At 60.0% G+C, this 14,977-nt stretch carries 12 protein-coding genes; 9 read left to right on the top strand and 3 right to left on the bottom strand.

The window, feature by feature from the left end; translation table 11 throughout:
* The first annotated feature begins 121 nt into the window (after positions 1 to 121).
* The 3 genes from rph to A15D_RS10615 are packed head-to-tail and all read left to right on the top strand — an operon-like array spanning position 122 to position 2,102.
* On the top strand, positions 122 to 838 hold the full coding sequence (rph, locus tag A15D_RS10625) for a ribonuclease PH (protein WP_022985553.1): 717 nt from the start codon (positions 122 to 124) through the stop codon (positions 836 to 838).
* A 9-nt stretch (positions 839 to 847) separates the two neighbouring features.
* Positions 848 to 1,492, top strand: a complete 645-nt coding sequence (gene pyrE, locus A15D_RS10620) for an orotate phosphoribosyltransferase (protein WP_102791910.1) — start codon at positions 848 to 850, stop codon at positions 1,490 to 1,492.
* Positions 1,493 to 1,496: 4 nt separating this feature from the next.
* The gene (locus A15D_RS10615; RefSeq protein WP_102791909.1) at positions 1,497 to 2,102 is read left to right on the top strand and encodes a hypothetical protein; all 606 of its coding nucleotides are present in this window, start codon (positions 1,497 to 1,499) and stop codon (positions 2,100 to 2,102) included.
* A gap of 35 nt (positions 2,103 to 2,137) precedes the next feature.
* On the opposite strand, the gene A15D_RS10610 is transcribed toward A15D_RS10615, so the two are convergent.
* Entirely contained in the window at positions 2,138 to 3,346 is a 1,209-nt protein-coding gene (locus A15D_RS10610; protein WP_146026870.1) for a HEAT repeat domain-containing protein, read from the bottom strand.
* Positions 3,347 to 3,391: 45 nt separating this feature from the next.
* Positions 3,392 to 3,601 carry a hypothetical protein gene (locus A15D_RS10605; RefSeq protein ID WP_102791907.1) on the bottom strand — a complete coding sequence of 70 codons (210 nt, stop codon included), beginning with the start codon at positions 3,599 to 3,601 and terminating at the stop codon, positions 3,392 to 3,394.
* Positions 3,602 to 3,918: 317 nt separating this feature from the next.
* Between A15D_RS10605 and katG the strand changes: the two genes are divergently transcribed.
* A complete protein-coding gene (gene katG, locus A15D_RS10600; RefSeq protein WP_102791906.1) occupies positions 3,919 to 6,099 on the top strand; it encodes a catalase/peroxidase HPI in 2,181 nt (726 codons plus the stop codon).
* 229 nt (positions 6,100 to 6,328) lie between these two features.
* On the opposite strand, the gene polA is transcribed toward katG, so the two are convergent.
* Complete coding sequence (polA, locus tag A15D_RS10595; protein WP_102791905.1) at positions 6,329 to 9,097, bottom strand: DNA polymerase I; 2,769 nt, start codon at positions 9,095 to 9,097, stop codon at positions 6,329 to 6,331.
* A gap of 477 nt (positions 9,098 to 9,574) precedes the next feature.
* Here polA and A15D_RS10590 point away from each other — a divergent pair, with 477 nt between their 5' ends.
* The 5 genes from A15D_RS10590 to A15D_RS10570 are packed head-to-tail and all read left to right on the top strand — an operon-like array spanning position 9,575 to position 14,961.
* A complete protein-coding gene (locus A15D_RS10590; RefSeq protein WP_102791904.1) occupies positions 9,575 to 12,373 on the top strand; it encodes a monovalent cation/H+ antiporter subunit A in 2,799 nt (932 codons plus the stop codon).
* Complete coding sequence (locus A15D_RS10585; protein WP_102791903.1) at positions 12,373 to 12,729, top strand: Na+/H+ antiporter subunit C; 357 nt, start codon at positions 12,373 to 12,375, stop codon at positions 12,727 to 12,729. The genes A15D_RS10590 and A15D_RS10585 overlap by 1 nt, the downstream gene beginning before the upstream one ends.
* Positions 12,726 to 14,204 (top strand): monovalent cation/H+ antiporter subunit D, encoded by a 1,479-nt coding sequence (locus tag A15D_RS10580; protein ID WP_022985533.1) that lies wholly within the window; start codon positions 12,726 to 12,728, stop codon positions 14,202 to 14,204. The genes A15D_RS10585 and A15D_RS10580 overlap by 4 nt, the downstream gene beginning before the upstream one ends.
* Complete coding sequence (locus tag A15D_RS10575) at positions 14,201 to 14,698, top strand: Na+/H+ antiporter subunit E (protein ID WP_102791902.1); 498 nt, start codon at positions 14,201 to 14,203, stop codon at positions 14,696 to 14,698. Before A15D_RS10580 ends, A15D_RS10575 begins: the two co-directional genes overlap by 4 nt.
* Positions 14,692 to 14,961, top strand: coding sequence for a K+/H+ antiporter subunit F (locus A15D_RS10570; protein WP_022985531.1), 270 nt, complete (start codon positions 14,692 to 14,694; stop codon positions 14,959 to 14,961). Before A15D_RS10575 ends, A15D_RS10570 begins: the two co-directional genes overlap by 7 nt.
* Positions 14,962 to 14,977: the final 16 nt, after the last annotated feature.

The following is a 14,977-nucleotide window of genomic DNA, read 5'->3' as shown; positions in this document are numbered from 1 at the left end:
TGCAAGGAGTTATTCAGAGGCTCCCTAGTCTAGTCTGAACGGAGGGAGGTGCAAGGAAGGCATTGCCGCCGGTGTTTGCTACAATGGCCGGCCTTTCGTTTTCTATGATTCAGGAGATCCCATGCGTCCTTCCGGTCGAGCCACTGATGAACTGCGTGAACTGAGCTTTACCCGCAACTACACCGTTCATGCCGAGGGCAGTGTGCTGGTGGCCTTCGGGAACACCAAGGTGCTGTGTACCGCGTCCGTGGAAGAAGGGGTGCCGCGCTTCCTGAAAGGCAAGGGCCAGGGTTGGCTGACCGCCGAATACGGCATGTTGCCCCGCTCCACCCATACCCGCTCCGGCCGTGAGGCCTCCCGTGGCAAGCAGGGTGGCCGTACCCTGGAAATCCAGCGCCTGATCGGCCGTTCGCTGCGTGCCGCGGTGGATCTGAGCAAGCTGGGCGAGCGCACCATCTATTTGGACTGCGATGTGCTGCAGGCCGATGGTGGTACCCGCACGGCCTCTATCTCTGGTGCCTGCGTGGCGCTGGTCGATGCCTTTACCCATCTGCTGGAAACCAAGAAGATCAAGGATGACCCGCTTAACGGCCTGGTCGGTGCGGTCTCCGTGGGCGTTTATAAGGACACCCCGGTGCTGGATCTGGACTATGCTGAGGATTCCAACGCCGGGACCGACATGAACGTGGTAATGACCCAGCAAGGCGGCTTTATCGAGATTCAGGGCTCCGCCGAAGGCGCGCCGTTTACCCGCGAGCAGTCCGATACCCTGCTGGGCCTGGCGGAAAAGGGCATCAACGACATCATCAAGGCACAACAGAGCGTATTGGGCTGGTAAATCATGACCATCAAGAACTACAAGAAGCATTTCCTGCGTTTCGCCCAGGAGCGTGACGCCCTGAAATTTGGTGAGTTCACGCTCAAGTCCGGGCGCACCAGCCCGTACTTCTTTAACGCCGGTACCTTCAATACGGGTGAGGCGCTGGCACGGCTGGGTCGCTATTATGCGGATGCGATCATGGCATCTGGCCAGAAATTCGATATGTTGTTCGGACCAGCCTACAAAGGTATCCCGCTGGTAGCGGCGGTGTCGGTGGCGCTGGCTGAGCATCACGGCCAGGATTTGCCCTGGGCCTTTAACCGCAAGGAAGCCAAGGATCACGGCGAAGGCGGCTGGCTGGTCGGGGCTCCTCTGCAGGGCCGGGTGTTGGTGATTGATGATGTGATTACGGCAGGGACAGCCATCAGAGAAGTGGCTGCCTTGTTCGAAAAGACCGATGCGACCATGGCGGGTGTCATGGTGGCCCTGGATCGTCAAGAGCGAGGCAAGGGTGAGCTGTCGGCGATCCAGGAAGTAGAAAAAACTTTGGGGGTGCCGGTCGGCAGTATCGTGGCAATGAACGATATTATCGACTGGTTGGAGCAGCAACCGGATAGCGGCCCCATGGTGGCCAAGATGCGCGAGTACCGGGAGCGCTACGGAGTGGAATAACAAAATGCGAAGCCTTGTCATTGTCGCCGCACTGGTCTGTTCCTCCTCTTTGTGGGCAGCCGGCAGCTCGTCGTCAGCCCCTGAGGAGATTTACTACCGCTACATTACTGCGGACGGAGTTGTGCACCTGGAGCGCACCTTGACCAACACGGCTATTGAGAACGGCTACCAACGGGTGGATAGCTACGGCCGTGTACTGGAAGAAGTGGAAGGGGTGGCACTCCATGACGAGGAAGCGCGTAAACGCCGTTTAACCGCAGCGCGGCAGCGGCGAGAAGATGCTGAATTGCTACGGCTTTACGCTGGTCCCGACGATGCCGTCCGTGCCCGTGACAGAAAGGTCGACTCACTTGAGCTGGCCATCAGTTACGAGGAAAACAATCTGGCTCAGCTGCAGATGAAGTTGGATGACGAGATCGCCGTAGCTGCTCGCAGCGAACGGGCAGGTAACAAGGTGGCCGCGCCGGTGCAGGAGGCGATTGATCGCTTGCAGCGGCAGATTAAGGCTTCCGAAAAAAAGCTTGAGGGTTTTGATCGGGAGATCGAAGAGGTCAATCGTGAGTACGCCCCGATTATTCATCGTCTGGAAGAAATCGAATCAGGAAAGTAATGACTGTCGTGTTACGTTTGCCTGGCAAGAAGGTATCAAGGTTCGTTCTTCCATTGATGGAGCAGCCTTTCAAGTGACTCGGCTGGCCGCCTCTCCAGGCTATCCCGCAGCCAGTTGATGGCGGCAGGGCGTTGTCCATAGCTGTCCAGTGCAATGGCATAGACATATTGATAATGGCTGTTGTCCGGGGCCTCGGTGGCGGCCTTATGCAGGTAGTCCAGTGCGGCAGTGGAGGCCTTCTGGCGCACCTTCAGCAAGCCCATGGCATGATTCAGATCGGCATTTGCGGGTTGTTGCTTCAGACCCTCCATCAGAACTTTTTCTCCTGCTTCCTCTTTGCGCTGGCGACGATACAGGTCGGCAAGATTGACATAGGCGGACATCCATTGCCGGTCCAGTTGGATCGCCTGTCGATATTCTTCCTCGGCACGTTTTTCATACCCCTGAGCAAGCAGGAAATTCGCCAGCTTTACGCGTGCTGACGGGGTGTCGGCATTGTGTGCCTGGGCCTGCTCGAATTCCTTGAAGCCGTTCATCAGGCTCTGCTGTGCTGCCAGAGGAACTTCACTCACCGGAACGTCAGCCAAGGCTTCTGCGGCACTGATGCGCACGACCCGTTGTGGATCATTGAGCAAGGGGGCAAGCAAAGACCAGCGCTGATTCAGGGGCAGGGATTGTAAGGCGGTGATCGCAGCCTGACGGATCTGTCCGCTGGGGCTGTTGAGCGCTTGGGCCAGCGCGGGTATCGAGGCCCCGTCCAGTTGTGAACCGAGCAGGTGAGCCGCCGTAGCGCGGGCAATATCAGGCTGTCTGGTATTGCCGAGTAGCCGCGCCAGTGACTGGCTGGAGGCCCGCCCCTGCCGAGCCGCATGCAGAGTGTGTGCAAACTGCTGATGCCCGCTGGGAAGATGGCCATACCATTGTTTGAGCGTCTCTGTGGCCCAGGCAGCGTCCTTGTCGGTGTGACACTGGTTGCAGGCGTTGGGGGTGCCGAGGCTGTCGCTCAGATCCGGGCGGGGAATCCGGAAGCTGTGGTCGCGGCGGGCATCCACTTGCATGAACGTTTTGGCTGGCATGTGGCAATCCACACACTGGCTGCCCGGGGTGCCGGGTTCATGGAAATGGTGTTGCTCTGTGGCGTAGTCCGGGGTGTGGCATTGCAGGCAGACGTTGTCGCCTTCCGCCTTTAATTCAAGGCTGTGAGGGTTGTGGCAGTCGCTGCAGGTGACGCCTTTTTCATACATCAGGCTCTGCACAAACGAGCCGTAAACAAAGACTTCATCGTTTACCTAGCCATCCACATGATACAGCCCGTCATCCAGGGTGGCGGGCAGGAAACTGTCCATCAACGGCTGGCCGGTGCGATCGTATTCAAACGGTTGTGAGCGGCGGGAATGGCAGGCCGCGCAGACCGGGATTTCTGTCTTGCTGGTAAGGCTGTTGGCTGGCGGTGACCACGAATACTTCGGGCGGCGGGGCTTGCGGGGGCGGGGTGTCATCGCAGGCGGCCAGCAGGAAAGTGGTTAGCGGCAAGCCGAATTTGATCCTGCGCATGTCAGGTTATCTCCGTGTCTTGTGTCGATGGAAAAGTCACCGAATCCCTGTATGTTCTAGTTGTAGAGCCACTCTAGCACGAAGCCTGTGACAGGGTTGTGCGTTGGGTGAGGGTTGCCAATGATGGCTGACATCAGGGCACCGGATTTTAATAAAAACTATCGGTTCATTCGGTAAAGTTGACTGGAGCTATTGGTTGGTAAGGGATTAGATAGAAGACGTCAGGTAATGAGGCAATCAACACATCAAGGGAGAAAGTGTTATGGCTGACGGAAACAAGTGCCCGGTAGCACACGCTGCTGGCGGTGGGACCACGAACCAGGACTGGTGGCCGAACCAGTTGCGTCTGGACCTGCTCAGTCAGCATTCAACCAAGTCGGACCCCATGGGGGACGACTTCGACTATGCCAAGGAATTTAACAGCCTGGATCTGGCGGCGGTTAAGGCAGACCTGCGCAAGGTCATGACCGATTCGAAAGACTGGTGGCCGGCAGATTTTGGTCACTACGGCGGCCTGTTTATCCGCATGGCCTGGCACAGTGCCGGCACCTACCGTCTGGCCGATGGCCGCGGCGGTGGTGGTCGTGGCCAGCAGCGTTTCGCCCCGCTCAATAGCTGGCCGGACAACGGCAACCTGGACAAGGCCCGACGCCTGATCTGGCCGGTGAAGCAGAAGTACGGTCGCAAGATTTCCTGGGCAGACCTGATGATCCTCACCGGTAACGTGGCGCTGGAATCCATGGGCTTCAAAACCTTTGGTTTCGCCGGCGGTCGTGAAGATGTCTGGGAGCCGGATCACGATGTCTACTGGGGTGCCGAGAAAGGCTGGCTGGATGGCGACAAGCGCTACGCTGAATCCCGTGCCGGCCAGCGCGATCTGGAAAACCCGCTGGCAGCAGTGCAGATGGGGCTGATCTACGTCAACCCGGAAGGCCCGAATGCCAACCCGGACCCGGTAGCCGCCGCCCATGATATTCGTGAAACCTTTGCCCGCATGGCCATGGATGATGAAGAAACCGTGGCGCTGATTGCGGGTGGTCACACCTTTGGCAAGACCCATGGTGCGGGTGATGCGGAACTGGTAGGTGCCGACCCGGAAGCGGCGGATATGGCCGCGCAAGGATTTGGCTGGAAGAGTGATCATGCCAGTGGCAAAGCCGGTGATGCGATTACCAGCGGCCTGGAAGTGATCTGGACACAGACGCCGGTGAAGTGGAGCTACTACTTCTTCGAGAACCTGTTCGGTTTCGAGTGGGAGCTGACCAAAAGTCCGGCTGGCGCCCACCAGTGGGTGGCCAAGGATGCCGATGATGTCATTCCGGACCCCTTCGACAAGTCGAAGAAGCGCCGGCCTACCATGCTGACCACGGATTTGTCCCTGCGTTTCGATCCGGAGTACGAAAAGATCTCCCGTCGCTTCAAGGATAACCCGGATCAGTTTGCCGATGCCTTTGCCCGTGCCTGGTTCAAACTGACTCACCGTGACATGGGGCCCCGTGATCGCTACCTCGGCCCGGAAGTGCCGCAGGAAGTGCTGATCTGGCAGGATCCGATTCCCGCCGTGGATCACGATCTGGTGGGTAGCAAGGACATTGCGGATCTGAAGGCCAGGATTCTGGATGCCGGATTGTCTGTTTCCGAGCTGGTTTCTGCCGCTTGGGCATCCGCCTCGACCTTCCGGGGTGGCGACAAGCGTGGTGGTGCCAACGGCGCCCGTGTACGTCTGGCGCCGCAAAAAGATTGGGAGGTAAACCAGCCCAAACAATTGGCCAAGGTGATCAAGGCGCTGGAAGGTATCCAGAGCGAGTTCAACACGGGTAGCAAGAAAGTGTCGCTGGCGGACCTGATCGTACTGGCCGGTGGTGCCGCTATCGAAAAAGCGGCCAAGGAGGCGGGTGTGGATCTGACCGTGCCCTTCAACCCGGGCCGGATGGATGCCTCGCTGGAGCAGACCGATGTGGCTTCGTTTGAGCCCATGGAGCCGGTGGCGGATGGGTTCCGCAACTACCAGAAGGGCAAGTTCAGCATTGGTGCCGAGCACCTGTTGATTGATCGCGCCCAGTTGCTGACCCTGACTCCCCCGGAAATGACCGTGCTGGTCGGCGGCTTGCGGGTACTGGGTGCCAACAGTGATGGCGGCAGCCAGGGTGTTCTGACGGACAAGCCGGGAACGCTGAGCAACGATTTCTTCGTCAACCTGCTCGACATGAATACCGAGTGGAAAGCGGTCGACAAGGATCAGGAGGCGTTTGAAGGCCGCGACCGTGACAGCGGTGAGGTCAAGTGGACCGCCTCCCGTGTGGATCTGGTGTTTGGTTCCAACTCCGTGTTGCGTGCATTGGCTGAGGTTTATGCCAGTGATGATGCCAAGGAAAAGTTCGCCAGAGATTTTGTGGCGGCCTGGACCAAGGTGATGGAGCTGGATCGCTTCGATCTGAAGTAACCCTGTAGTGCTCCACATCAAAACGGCGTGCGGATATCCGAGCGCCGTTTTTTATGTCTGTCGTAGTGAGCCTTTTTTTCGAAAAGGCTGGAACCCAATGGATTGCCTTCAGATCTGCAGCCGGTCATCCGCTTTTACGGCATTGGCTAATAGTCTTTTAAAGCCTGCCTCATCAGATTTTAGAGTTGGTATCTCGATTATTACGCGTTCCAATATTCCCCCTCCTTAATCAATGCGCCTCGTCCCAATTCTCCCCAATCCCCGCATCCACAATCAACGGCACCTTCAATGCCGCCGCTGACTCCATGCGAGCCTTCACTTCCTTGACCAAATCCTCCACCTGATCCTCCGCCACTTCAAACACCAGTTCATCGTGCACCTGCATGATCATCTTGGCATCAAAGTCGGTGGTGTCGAGCCAGTCGTGGACCTTGATCATGGCCATCTTGATGATGTCCGCCGCAGTGCCTTGCATGGGGGCGTTGATGGCGGTGCGTTCGGCGGCCTGGCGGCGTTGGCCGTTGCTGCTGCGGATTTCCGGCAGGTAAAGGCGGCGGCCGAACAGGGTTTCCACGTAGCCTTGCTCGGAGGCCTGGGCGCGGGTGTCTTCCATGTAGCGTTTTACGCCCGGGTAGCGTTCAAAGTAGAGGTCGATATAGTCCTGGGCTTCCTTGCGCGGCAGGCCTAGTTGCTTGGCGAGACCAAAGGCGCTCATGCCGTAGATCAGGCCGAAGTTGATGGCCTTGGCGTTGCGCCGCTCGTTGTCGCTGACTTCGTCGAGGGCCTTGCCCCACACTTCGGCGGCGGTGGCGCGGTGAATATCCAGGCCTTTTTCGAAGGCGTCGGTGAGGCCCTTGTCGTCACTCAGGTGCGCCATGATGCGCAGTTCGATTTGGGAGTAATCGCAGGCGACGATCTTTTTGCCTTTGGGGGCGAGGAAGGCCTGGCGAATCTTGCGGCCTTCTTCACTGCGCACCGGAATGTTCTGCAGGTTCGGATCACTGGAAGACAGGCGTCCGGTGGCGGCCACCGCCTGGTGGTAGGAGGTGTGCACGCGGCCGGTGCGTTGGTTGATCAGCTCCGGCAGTTTGTCGGTGTAGGTGTTCTTCAGTTTGGCCACGCCACGGTAGTCCATGATCACCTGGGGCAGGGGGTATTCCAGGGCCAGTTCCTGCAGTACCGGTTCAGCGGTGGACGGCGCGCCTTTGGGGGTCTTCTTGATGACCGGAATTTCCAGTTTTTCGTAGAGGATTTCACCCAGCTGTTTGGGGCTGGCCAGGTTGAATTCCTGCCCGGCGATCTCGAAAGCCTTTTCCTGCAGTTCTGCCATGCGCTTGGCCAGGAACTGGCTCTGGTGCTTGAGCAGGGTGGCGTCCACGTAGGTGCCGTTGCGTTCGATGCGGCTGAGTACCGTCACCAGCGGCAGTTCGATGTCGCGGAACACTTCCGGCAGGCGGCCTTCCTTCTCCAGTTTGGGCCATAGGGTCTGGTGCAGGCGCAGGGTCACGTCGGCGTCTTCGGCGGCGTAGCGGCTGGCTTCGTGCAGGCCTACCTGGTTGAAGGTGAGCTGCTTGGCACCCTTGCCGGCAATCTCTTCGAAGCTGATGGTCTTGCGGCCCAGGTATTTCAGGGACAGGGAGTCCATGTCGTGGCGGGTGGCCACGGAATCCAGTACGTAGGATTCCAGCATGGTGTCGTAGGCCACGCCACGCAGGGTGATGCCCACGTCTTCGGCGAGTACGCTCATGTCGTACTTCAGGTTCTGGCCGATTTTCTTTAGCCGTGCGTCTTCCAGCAGGGGCTTGAAGGCGTCCATGACGACTTGCTTGTCGAGCTGGTCCGGGGCGCCGGGGTAGTTGTGGCCGAAGGGGATGTAGGCGGCCTTGTCATCCACGGCCACGCAGAAGCCCACCAGTTCGGCGTTCATGTAGTTGAGGCTGGTGGTTTCGGTGTCGAAGGAAAATTCCCCGGCGCTTTTCAGCTTGTCGATCCACTTGTCCAGCTGTGCCGGGGTGTAGACGATGTCGTAGGCGTCGCGCCCGAAACTGGGGGCGGGTGGGGTGTCGTCGTCGGCCTCCATCTCGACCTGGCCACCGGCGTCTTCGGCGGCGGGGTCTTTGCCGGCCAGCAGTTCACTGAGCCAGCCCTTGAACTCCAGGCTGCGGTAGTACTCGGCCAGTTTCTCGGCGTCCGGGGTTTGCAGTTTCAGGTCGTTGAGGTCGTCGCTGACCTCGCAGTCCAGCTTGATGGTGGCCAGCTGGTAGGAGAGGAAGGCCATCTCCTTGTGCTCTTCCAGCTTTTTGCCCAGGGTCTTGGCGCCCCGGAAGCTCAGCCCGGCGACCTTGTCCAGGTTGTCGTAGACGGTGTCGAGGGAGCCCAGGCCCTGCAGCAGGCCGAGGGCGGTCTTTTCCCCCACCCCGGGCACGCCGGGAATGTTGTCCACCTTGTCGCCCATGAGGGCGAGGAAGTCGATGATCAGCTCGGGCCCCACGCCGAACTTTTTCTTCACGCCTTCGATGTCGTAGAGGGCTTCGTTCATGGTGTTGATCAGGGTGACCTTGTCGGTGACCAGCTGGGCCATGTCCTTGTCGCCGGTGGAGATCAGCACCGGTTTGCCCTGTTCGCCGAAGATTCGGGCGTAGGTGCCGATTACGTCGTCGGCTTCAACGCCTTCTTCAATAATCAGCGGCAGGCCCATGGCGCGGATCAGGTCGTGCAGCGGCTGGACCTGGGCGCGCAGGTCATCGGGCATGGGCGGGCGATTGGATTTGTAGGCTTCGAACATGTCGTCGCGGAAGGTCTTGCCCTTGGCGTCGAAAATCACCGCCATGTACTCCGGGTCGTAGTCCTTCATCAGTTTGCGCAGCATGGCGGCCACGCCGCGCACGGCCCCGGTGGGCTGGCCGCTGGAGGTGGTGAGCGGCGGCAGGGCATGAAAGGCGCGGTAAAGGTAGGAGGAACCATCGACCAGGATGATGGGCTTTTCGGCTGCGGACATGGGGTTCGACTTCTGCTGATGACTGAGGGGGAGAGTGTAGCGGAATTGGCGGGTTTCGGCAGGGCGGGTGAGGCGAGTTGAAAGTTTAAAGTTGAAAGTTCAAAAGCGCGGGAGAGGCTATCGGGGTCTGATGGTGTGTGCCCGCGCCATTACCGGTAATCGCGGGCATGGCGCGGCCGCCTGCTCTATTCCTGGGTCGCGTTTCAACTTTCAACTTTGAACTTTGAACTTTGAACTCACCGCCGTGTCGTATCGCACCCACTGCCCACCCGTGGCATACTCAGCGCTCATTTCGATCAATACGGATGCCATGACCGCGTTTCTGGTCCAGCCCTGCTGCATCATCCTGTCCCAGTGTCCTCGCCGGGGCCGCCGTCCGTATTTTCCTGATCCGCCGTTGTCATTGTCTTTCTGAGCTACCCTGTTCAAGCTAGCGGGCGGGTTGCCGCCCTTACGATGATGACAACGGATTGATCTATGAACCTTGCCTTTGTGGTGATGCTGCCTTTTCTGGGCGCATTTCTGCCGCCATTGGTGGAGCGTTTCACGGGGAACCGAACCCTGTTGGCCTGCGGTGCGGCGTTGTTGCCTGCCACGGCCCTGGCGCTGCTCTATGCGCCTGCTCGACAGGTGTTTGCCGGCGAAACCCTGCACAGCACCCTGAACTGGATCCCTAGCCTGGATCTGTCGCTGGACTTCCGTCTGGATGGCCTCGCATTACTGTTTGCCCTGCTGGTGCTGGGCATCGGGCTGCTGGTGATCCTGTATGCCCGCTATTACCTCTCCGCCAAGGAGAAAGCCGGACGCTTTTACGCCTACCTGTTGCTCTTTATGGGCGCCATGCTGGGTGTGGTCACCAGCGACAACCTGCTGTTGCTGGTGGTGTTCTGGGAGCTGACCAGCCTTAGCTCGTTTCTGCTGATCGGTTTCTGGGGGCACCAGACCGGGGCCCGCAAGGGCGCACGCATGGCCATGACGGTGACCGGCATGGGCGGCCTGGCGTTGCTGGCCGGGGTGCTGTTGATCGGTGGCGTGGTGGGGTCGTTCTCCCTGCAAACGGTGCTGGAAAGCGGTGACCTGATTCGCGGCAGCGAATGGTACCCGCTGATTCTTTGTCTGGTGTTGCTGGGGGTGTTCACCAAGAGCGCCCAGTTCCCGTTCCATTTCTGGCTGCCCCACGCCATGGCTGCACCCACGCCAGTGAGTGCCTACTTACACTCGGCCACCATGGTCAAAGCCGGGGTGTTCCTGATGGCGCGGCTGTACCCGGCGCTGGCCGGCACCGACCTGTGGTTCGAGCTGGTGTCCCTGGCGGGCATGCTGACCTTGCTGTGGGGCGCTTTTGCGGCCCTGTTCCAGCACGATCTCAAGGGGTTGCTGGCGTACTCCACCATTAGCCATCTGGGCCTGATTACCCTGCTGTTTGGTCTGAACAGCGAGATGGCGGCGGTGGCGGCGGTGTTCCACATCATCAACCATGCGACCTTCAAGGCCAGCCTGTTCATGGCAGCGGGGATCATTGATCACGAAACCGGCACCCGCGACATGCGCCGCATCAATGGCCTGTGGAAATACATGCCCTATACGGCGGTGCTGGCCATGGTGGCCTCGGCGGCCATGGCCGGGGTGCCGTTGCTGAATGGCTTCCTGTCCAAGGAGATGTTCTTTGCCGAAACGCTGGATTCCCACCAGCTGGGGGCCCTGAGCTGGATTCTGCCGGTGGGGGCAACCCTGGGCGGGGTGTTCTCGGTGGCCTACTCGGCGCGCTTTATTCACGATGTGTTCTTTAACGGCGAGCCGGTCAACCTGCCCAAATACCCGCCCCATGAGCCGCCGCGCTACATGAAGGTGCCGGTGGAAATTCTGGTGGCGTTGTGTGTGGCGGTGGGGGTGTTCCCGGCGATCACCGTGGCCGGGCTGCTGGCCGTGGCGGCCACGGCGACGCTGGGCGGTAATCTGCCGGAATATCACCTGTCGATCTGGCATGGTTTCAACCTGCCATTAATCATGAGCTTTGTTGCGACCGCGGGCGGGGTGCTGGTCTATACCCAGCGGCGCCGTCTGTTCGCGCTGCGCTCCCGTGTGCCTGATATCGATGCCAAGCTGGTCTTTGAAGGGCAGGTGCAGCGCCTGGGCCGCTGGTCTGCCGCCATTACCCAGCGTTTCCAGAACGGATCGCTACAGAGTTATGTGGCCTGGCTGATTGCTCTGGTGGCAGTGGTGCTGCTGACCCAGCTTGGCAAGTTGCCGGCCCTGAGCCTGGATGTGGAGATGCTGCCCATGGACGGGGTGGCGATCCTCTGCACGGCCATGCTGGTGGCGGGGGCGTTGCTGACCACCATACTGCACCGCCATCGTATGACCTCGATCATGTCATTGAGCGTCGTGGGGCTGATGGTGTCACTGCTGTTTGTGCGTTTTTCGGCGCCGGATCTGGCATTGACCCAGCTGTCGGTGGAAGTGGTGACCATGCTGTTGCTGATGCTGGCCATGTACTTCCTGCCGGTACGCACCAAGGCGGAGTCGTCTTCCATCCGGGTGCTGCGCGACATGTTGCTGGCCCTGGTCTGCGGGGTTGGCGTGGCGGTGATGGCGTTCCTGGTGATGACCGGCGAAACCAGCACCATCAGTCAGTTCTTTATGGATAACAGTAAATCCGGGGGTGGTGGCACCAATGTGGTGAACGTGATCCTGGTGGACTTCCGCGGTTTCGATACCTTCGGGGAAATCACCGTGCTGGGGATTGCGGCCATGGGTATTTATGCCCTGCTCAAGGATCTGGAGCTGCGTTCGGCCAAGTACGATTCGCTGGGCCGCCCCTGGGCGAAAGATGCCCACCCACTGATTCTGGTGACGATCTCACGGCCTCTGCTACCGCTGGCCTTGCTGATCGCGGTGTACATCTTCCTGCGGGGGCACAACCTGCCGGGCGGGGGCTTTGTGGCAGGCCTGATCACTTCGGTGGCGTTGGTGCTGCAGTATGTGGCTTCGGGCGTGGCCTGGGTGCATAGCCGTATGCCGGGGGATTACCACCCGGTGGTGGCGTTGGGTGTGCTGCTGGCAGGGCTGACCGGGATCGGTAGCTGGGCCTTTGGCTATCCGTTCCTGACCAGTGATTTTGCTTACATTTACTGGCCGGTGGTGGGCAAGTTCGAGCTGGCCACCGCCATGCTGTTCGATACCGGGGTGTTCCTCACGGTAGTGGGCGCGACGCTGTTGATGCTGGCCAATCTGGGCAAGCTGTCGCTGCTGGATGACAAGAGGGAGGACGCCTGATGGAACTGCTGGTTGCAATCATTATTGGTGTGCTGGTGACCTCCGGGGTGTATTTGTGTCTGCGGGCACGGACCTTCCCGGTGGTCATGGGTCTGACGCTGCTCAGCTATGGCGTAAACGTGTTCCTGTTCTCCATGGGTGGCTTGAAGATGGATGAAGTAGCGGTGGTGGGTATGAGCGAGAACCCCACCGACCCGCTGCCCCAGGCGCTGGTGTTGACCGCCATCGTGATCGGGTTTGCCATGACCGCGTTTTTGGTGGTGCTGGCCTTGCGTAGCCAGGGCGAGCACTACACCGATCACGTGGATGGCCGCGATGACGTGCCCGGTCGCCAGGATGAGGGGGGCGAAGCATGAGTCACTGGATTATCGCCCCGGTTCTGATTCCGTGTCTGGCGGGGTTGCTGTTGCTGTTGGAGGTGCGTGAGCGCCATCGGCTGCGCCGCTTTACCGGGCTGCTCTCCTGTGCGGCCCTGCTGGCCGTGGGTGTGGTGCTGGTCAATCAGGCCTGGGACGGCGCTTATACCGTTTACAAACTGGGCAACTGGGAAGCGCCGTTCGGCATCGTGCTGGTGCTGGACCGGTTCAGTGCCTTGATGGTGTTGCTCACTGCGGTGCTGGCCTTTCCTGCCTTGCTGTATGCGAGCTGCGGTGATGACCGCAAAGGGGCCAACTTTCACGGGCTGTTTCAGTTCCAGTTGATGGGCATCAATGGTGCCTTTCTCACCGGCGATCTCTTCAACCTGTTTGTGTTCTTCGAGGTGTTGCTGATTGCGTCCTATGGGCTGGCGCTGCATGGCCGTGGCCCGGCGCGGGTGAAGGCAGGCCTGCATTATGTGGTGCTGAATCTGGTGGGCTCTGGCCTGTTCCTGATTGCGCTGGGGCTGATTTATGGCACCACGGGCACCCTGAATATGGCGGATGTGGCGGTGAAGGCCCAGTCTCTGCCGGTGGGAGACACCACCCTGTTCTCGGTGGCGTTGTTATTGCTGTGGGTGGTGTTCGGTCTCAAGGCTGCGCTGTTCCCCTTGTATTTCTGGTTGCCGGCGACATACGCCAATGCCACCCCTGCGGTGGCTGCACTGTTTGCCATCATGACCAAGGTAGGCATCTACGCCATGGTCCGGGTGATGGCGTTGATCGTGGCGCCAATACCGCCCATTGGGCAGCAGGCGTTGTGGTGGCTGGGCTTGATTACCCTGGGGCTGGCCTGCCTGGGGGCGTTGGGGGCCAAGCGTCTGGGGACGGCGGTGGCGTACCTGGTGGTGATGTCGGTAGGCACCCTGATTGCGGCGTTTTCTGCAGGGTATGGGGCGGCGCTGGCGCCGGCCCTGTATTACCTGGTGCATTCCACGCTGATCTGCGGGGCCCTGTTCCTGCTGGCCGGGCTGGTGGCCCGGGGTCGCGGCGAGGTGGGCGATCGCCTGGTGGCGGGCCCGGCTATTCTGGGTGGTGGCCGGCTGTCGCTGTTGTTTTTTGTTGGTGCCATCGCGGTGATTGGTCTGCCACCCCTGTCTGGCTTTATTGGCAAGGTGGGTTTGCTGCGTACCGTACCGGAACCGATCTACTGGGTGCTGCTGCTGGTGGCCGGGCTATGTGGGGTGATTGCCCTGAGTCGTGCCGGGTCCACCTTGTTCTGGCGGACCACGGGGGAAAGCGCAGGCCTGCGGCCATCACGCCGGCGCCTGTTTGCGGTGCTGTGGTTGCTGGCCCTGAGCCCGGCCATGGCCCTGTGGGGTGAAGCAGGGCTGCAATGGGCAGAGGCGGTTGCCGACCAGTTGCGTCAGCCTCATGGGTATGTGCAGGCAGTACTGGGTGGAGGTGCGCAATGAGTCGTTTGCTGGATCGTGTTCTGCCGTTTCCCAGCCTGAGTCTGATCTTGTGGCTGGCGTGGATGCTGCTCAGCGGCTTTACGGCAGGGCATGCCCTGTTGGGGGCGGTGCTGGCGGTACTGTTGCCGCTGACGACCCGCCCCTTCTGGCCCAATGTGCCGCGGATTCGCAACCTGCCACGCATGTTCGGTTTTGTGGTGGTGGTGCTGTACGACATCATCGTGGCCAACGTGTCGGTGGCCATCAAGGTGTTGGGGCCGCTCAAGTCGTTGCGTCCTGGCTTTGTGGAATTTCCCATCGAGCTGGACGATGACTTTGCTATTGCCTTGCTGGCCAGCACCATTTCCCTGACGCCGGGCACCGTGTCGGCAGATGTGAGCCAGGATCGCCAGACCCTGTTGATTCATGCCCTGGATGTGGATGACCCCGCTGCGCTGGTGGCGGAGATCAAGCAGCGCTACGAGCGCCCGCTGAAGGAGATTTTCGAATGCTAGAGACAGCCATTTCCCTGGCCATGGGCCTGTTTGTGCTGGCCTGGCTACTGAATTTGGGCCGATTGATTTTCGGTCCATCGTTGCCGGACCGGGTGCTGGCGCTGGATACCATGTATATCAACAGCATTGCCCTGATTGTGCTGTACGGGATCCAGCAGGACAGCAAGCTCTATTTCGAGGCCGCCATGCTGATCGCACTGATCGGGTTTGTCAGCACCGTGGCGGTGGCCAAGTACGTGACCCGCGGCGACATTATTGAGTAAGTCGCACCGCGGCTTG

It is taken from the genome of Alcanivorax sp. MD8A (assembly GCF_002888555.1).
Classification (GTDB): domain Bacteria; phylum Pseudomonadota; class Gammaproteobacteria; order Pseudomonadales; family Alcanivoracaceae; genus Alcanivorax.
The sequence above is the reverse complement of the archived record's forward strand: the minus strand, read 5'-3'. Positions and strand labels throughout refer to the sequence as shown.

Coding starts and splice junctions, on each gene's coding strand:
- A15D_RS10580 (WP_022985533.1), top strand. CDS start 12,726: ATGAGTCACTGGATTATCGCCCCGGTTCTGATTCCGTGTCTGGCGGGG.
- A15D_RS10615 (WP_102791909.1), top strand. CDS start 1,497: ATGCGAAGCCTTGTCATTGTCGCCGCACTGGTCTGTTCCTCCTCTTTG.
- A15D_RS10570 (WP_022985531.1), top strand. CDS start 14,692: ATGCTAGAGACAGCCATTTCCCTGGCCATGGGCCTGTTTGTGCTGGCC.
- katG (WP_102791906.1), top strand. CDS start 3,919: ATGGCTGACGGAAACAAGTGCCCGGTAGCACACGCTGCTGGCGGTGGG.
- polA (WP_102791905.1), bottom strand. CDS start 9,097: ATGTCCGCAGCCGAAAAGCCCATCATCCTGGTCGATGGTTCCTCCTAC.
- A15D_RS10605 (WP_102791907.1), bottom strand. CDS start 3,601: ATGACACCCCGCCCCCGCAAGCCCCGCCGCCCGAAGTATTCGTGGTCA.
- rph (WP_022985553.1), top strand. CDS start 122: ATGCGTCCTTCCGGTCGAGCCACTGATGAACTGCGTGAACTGAGCTTT.
- A15D_RS10575 (WP_102791902.1), top strand. CDS start 14,201: ATGAGTCGTTTGCTGGATCGTGTTCTGCCGTTTCCCAGCCTGAGTCTG.
- A15D_RS10590 (WP_102791904.1), top strand. CDS start 9,575: ATGAACCTTGCCTTTGTGGTGATGCTGCCTTTTCTGGGCGCATTTCTG.
- A15D_RS10585 (WP_102791903.1), top strand. CDS start 12,373: ATGGAACTGCTGGTTGCAATCATTATTGGTGTGCTGGTGACCTCCGGG.
- A15D_RS10610 (WP_146026870.1), bottom strand. CDS start 3,346: ATGTATGAAAAAGGCGTCACCTGCAGCGACTGCCACAACCCTCACAGC.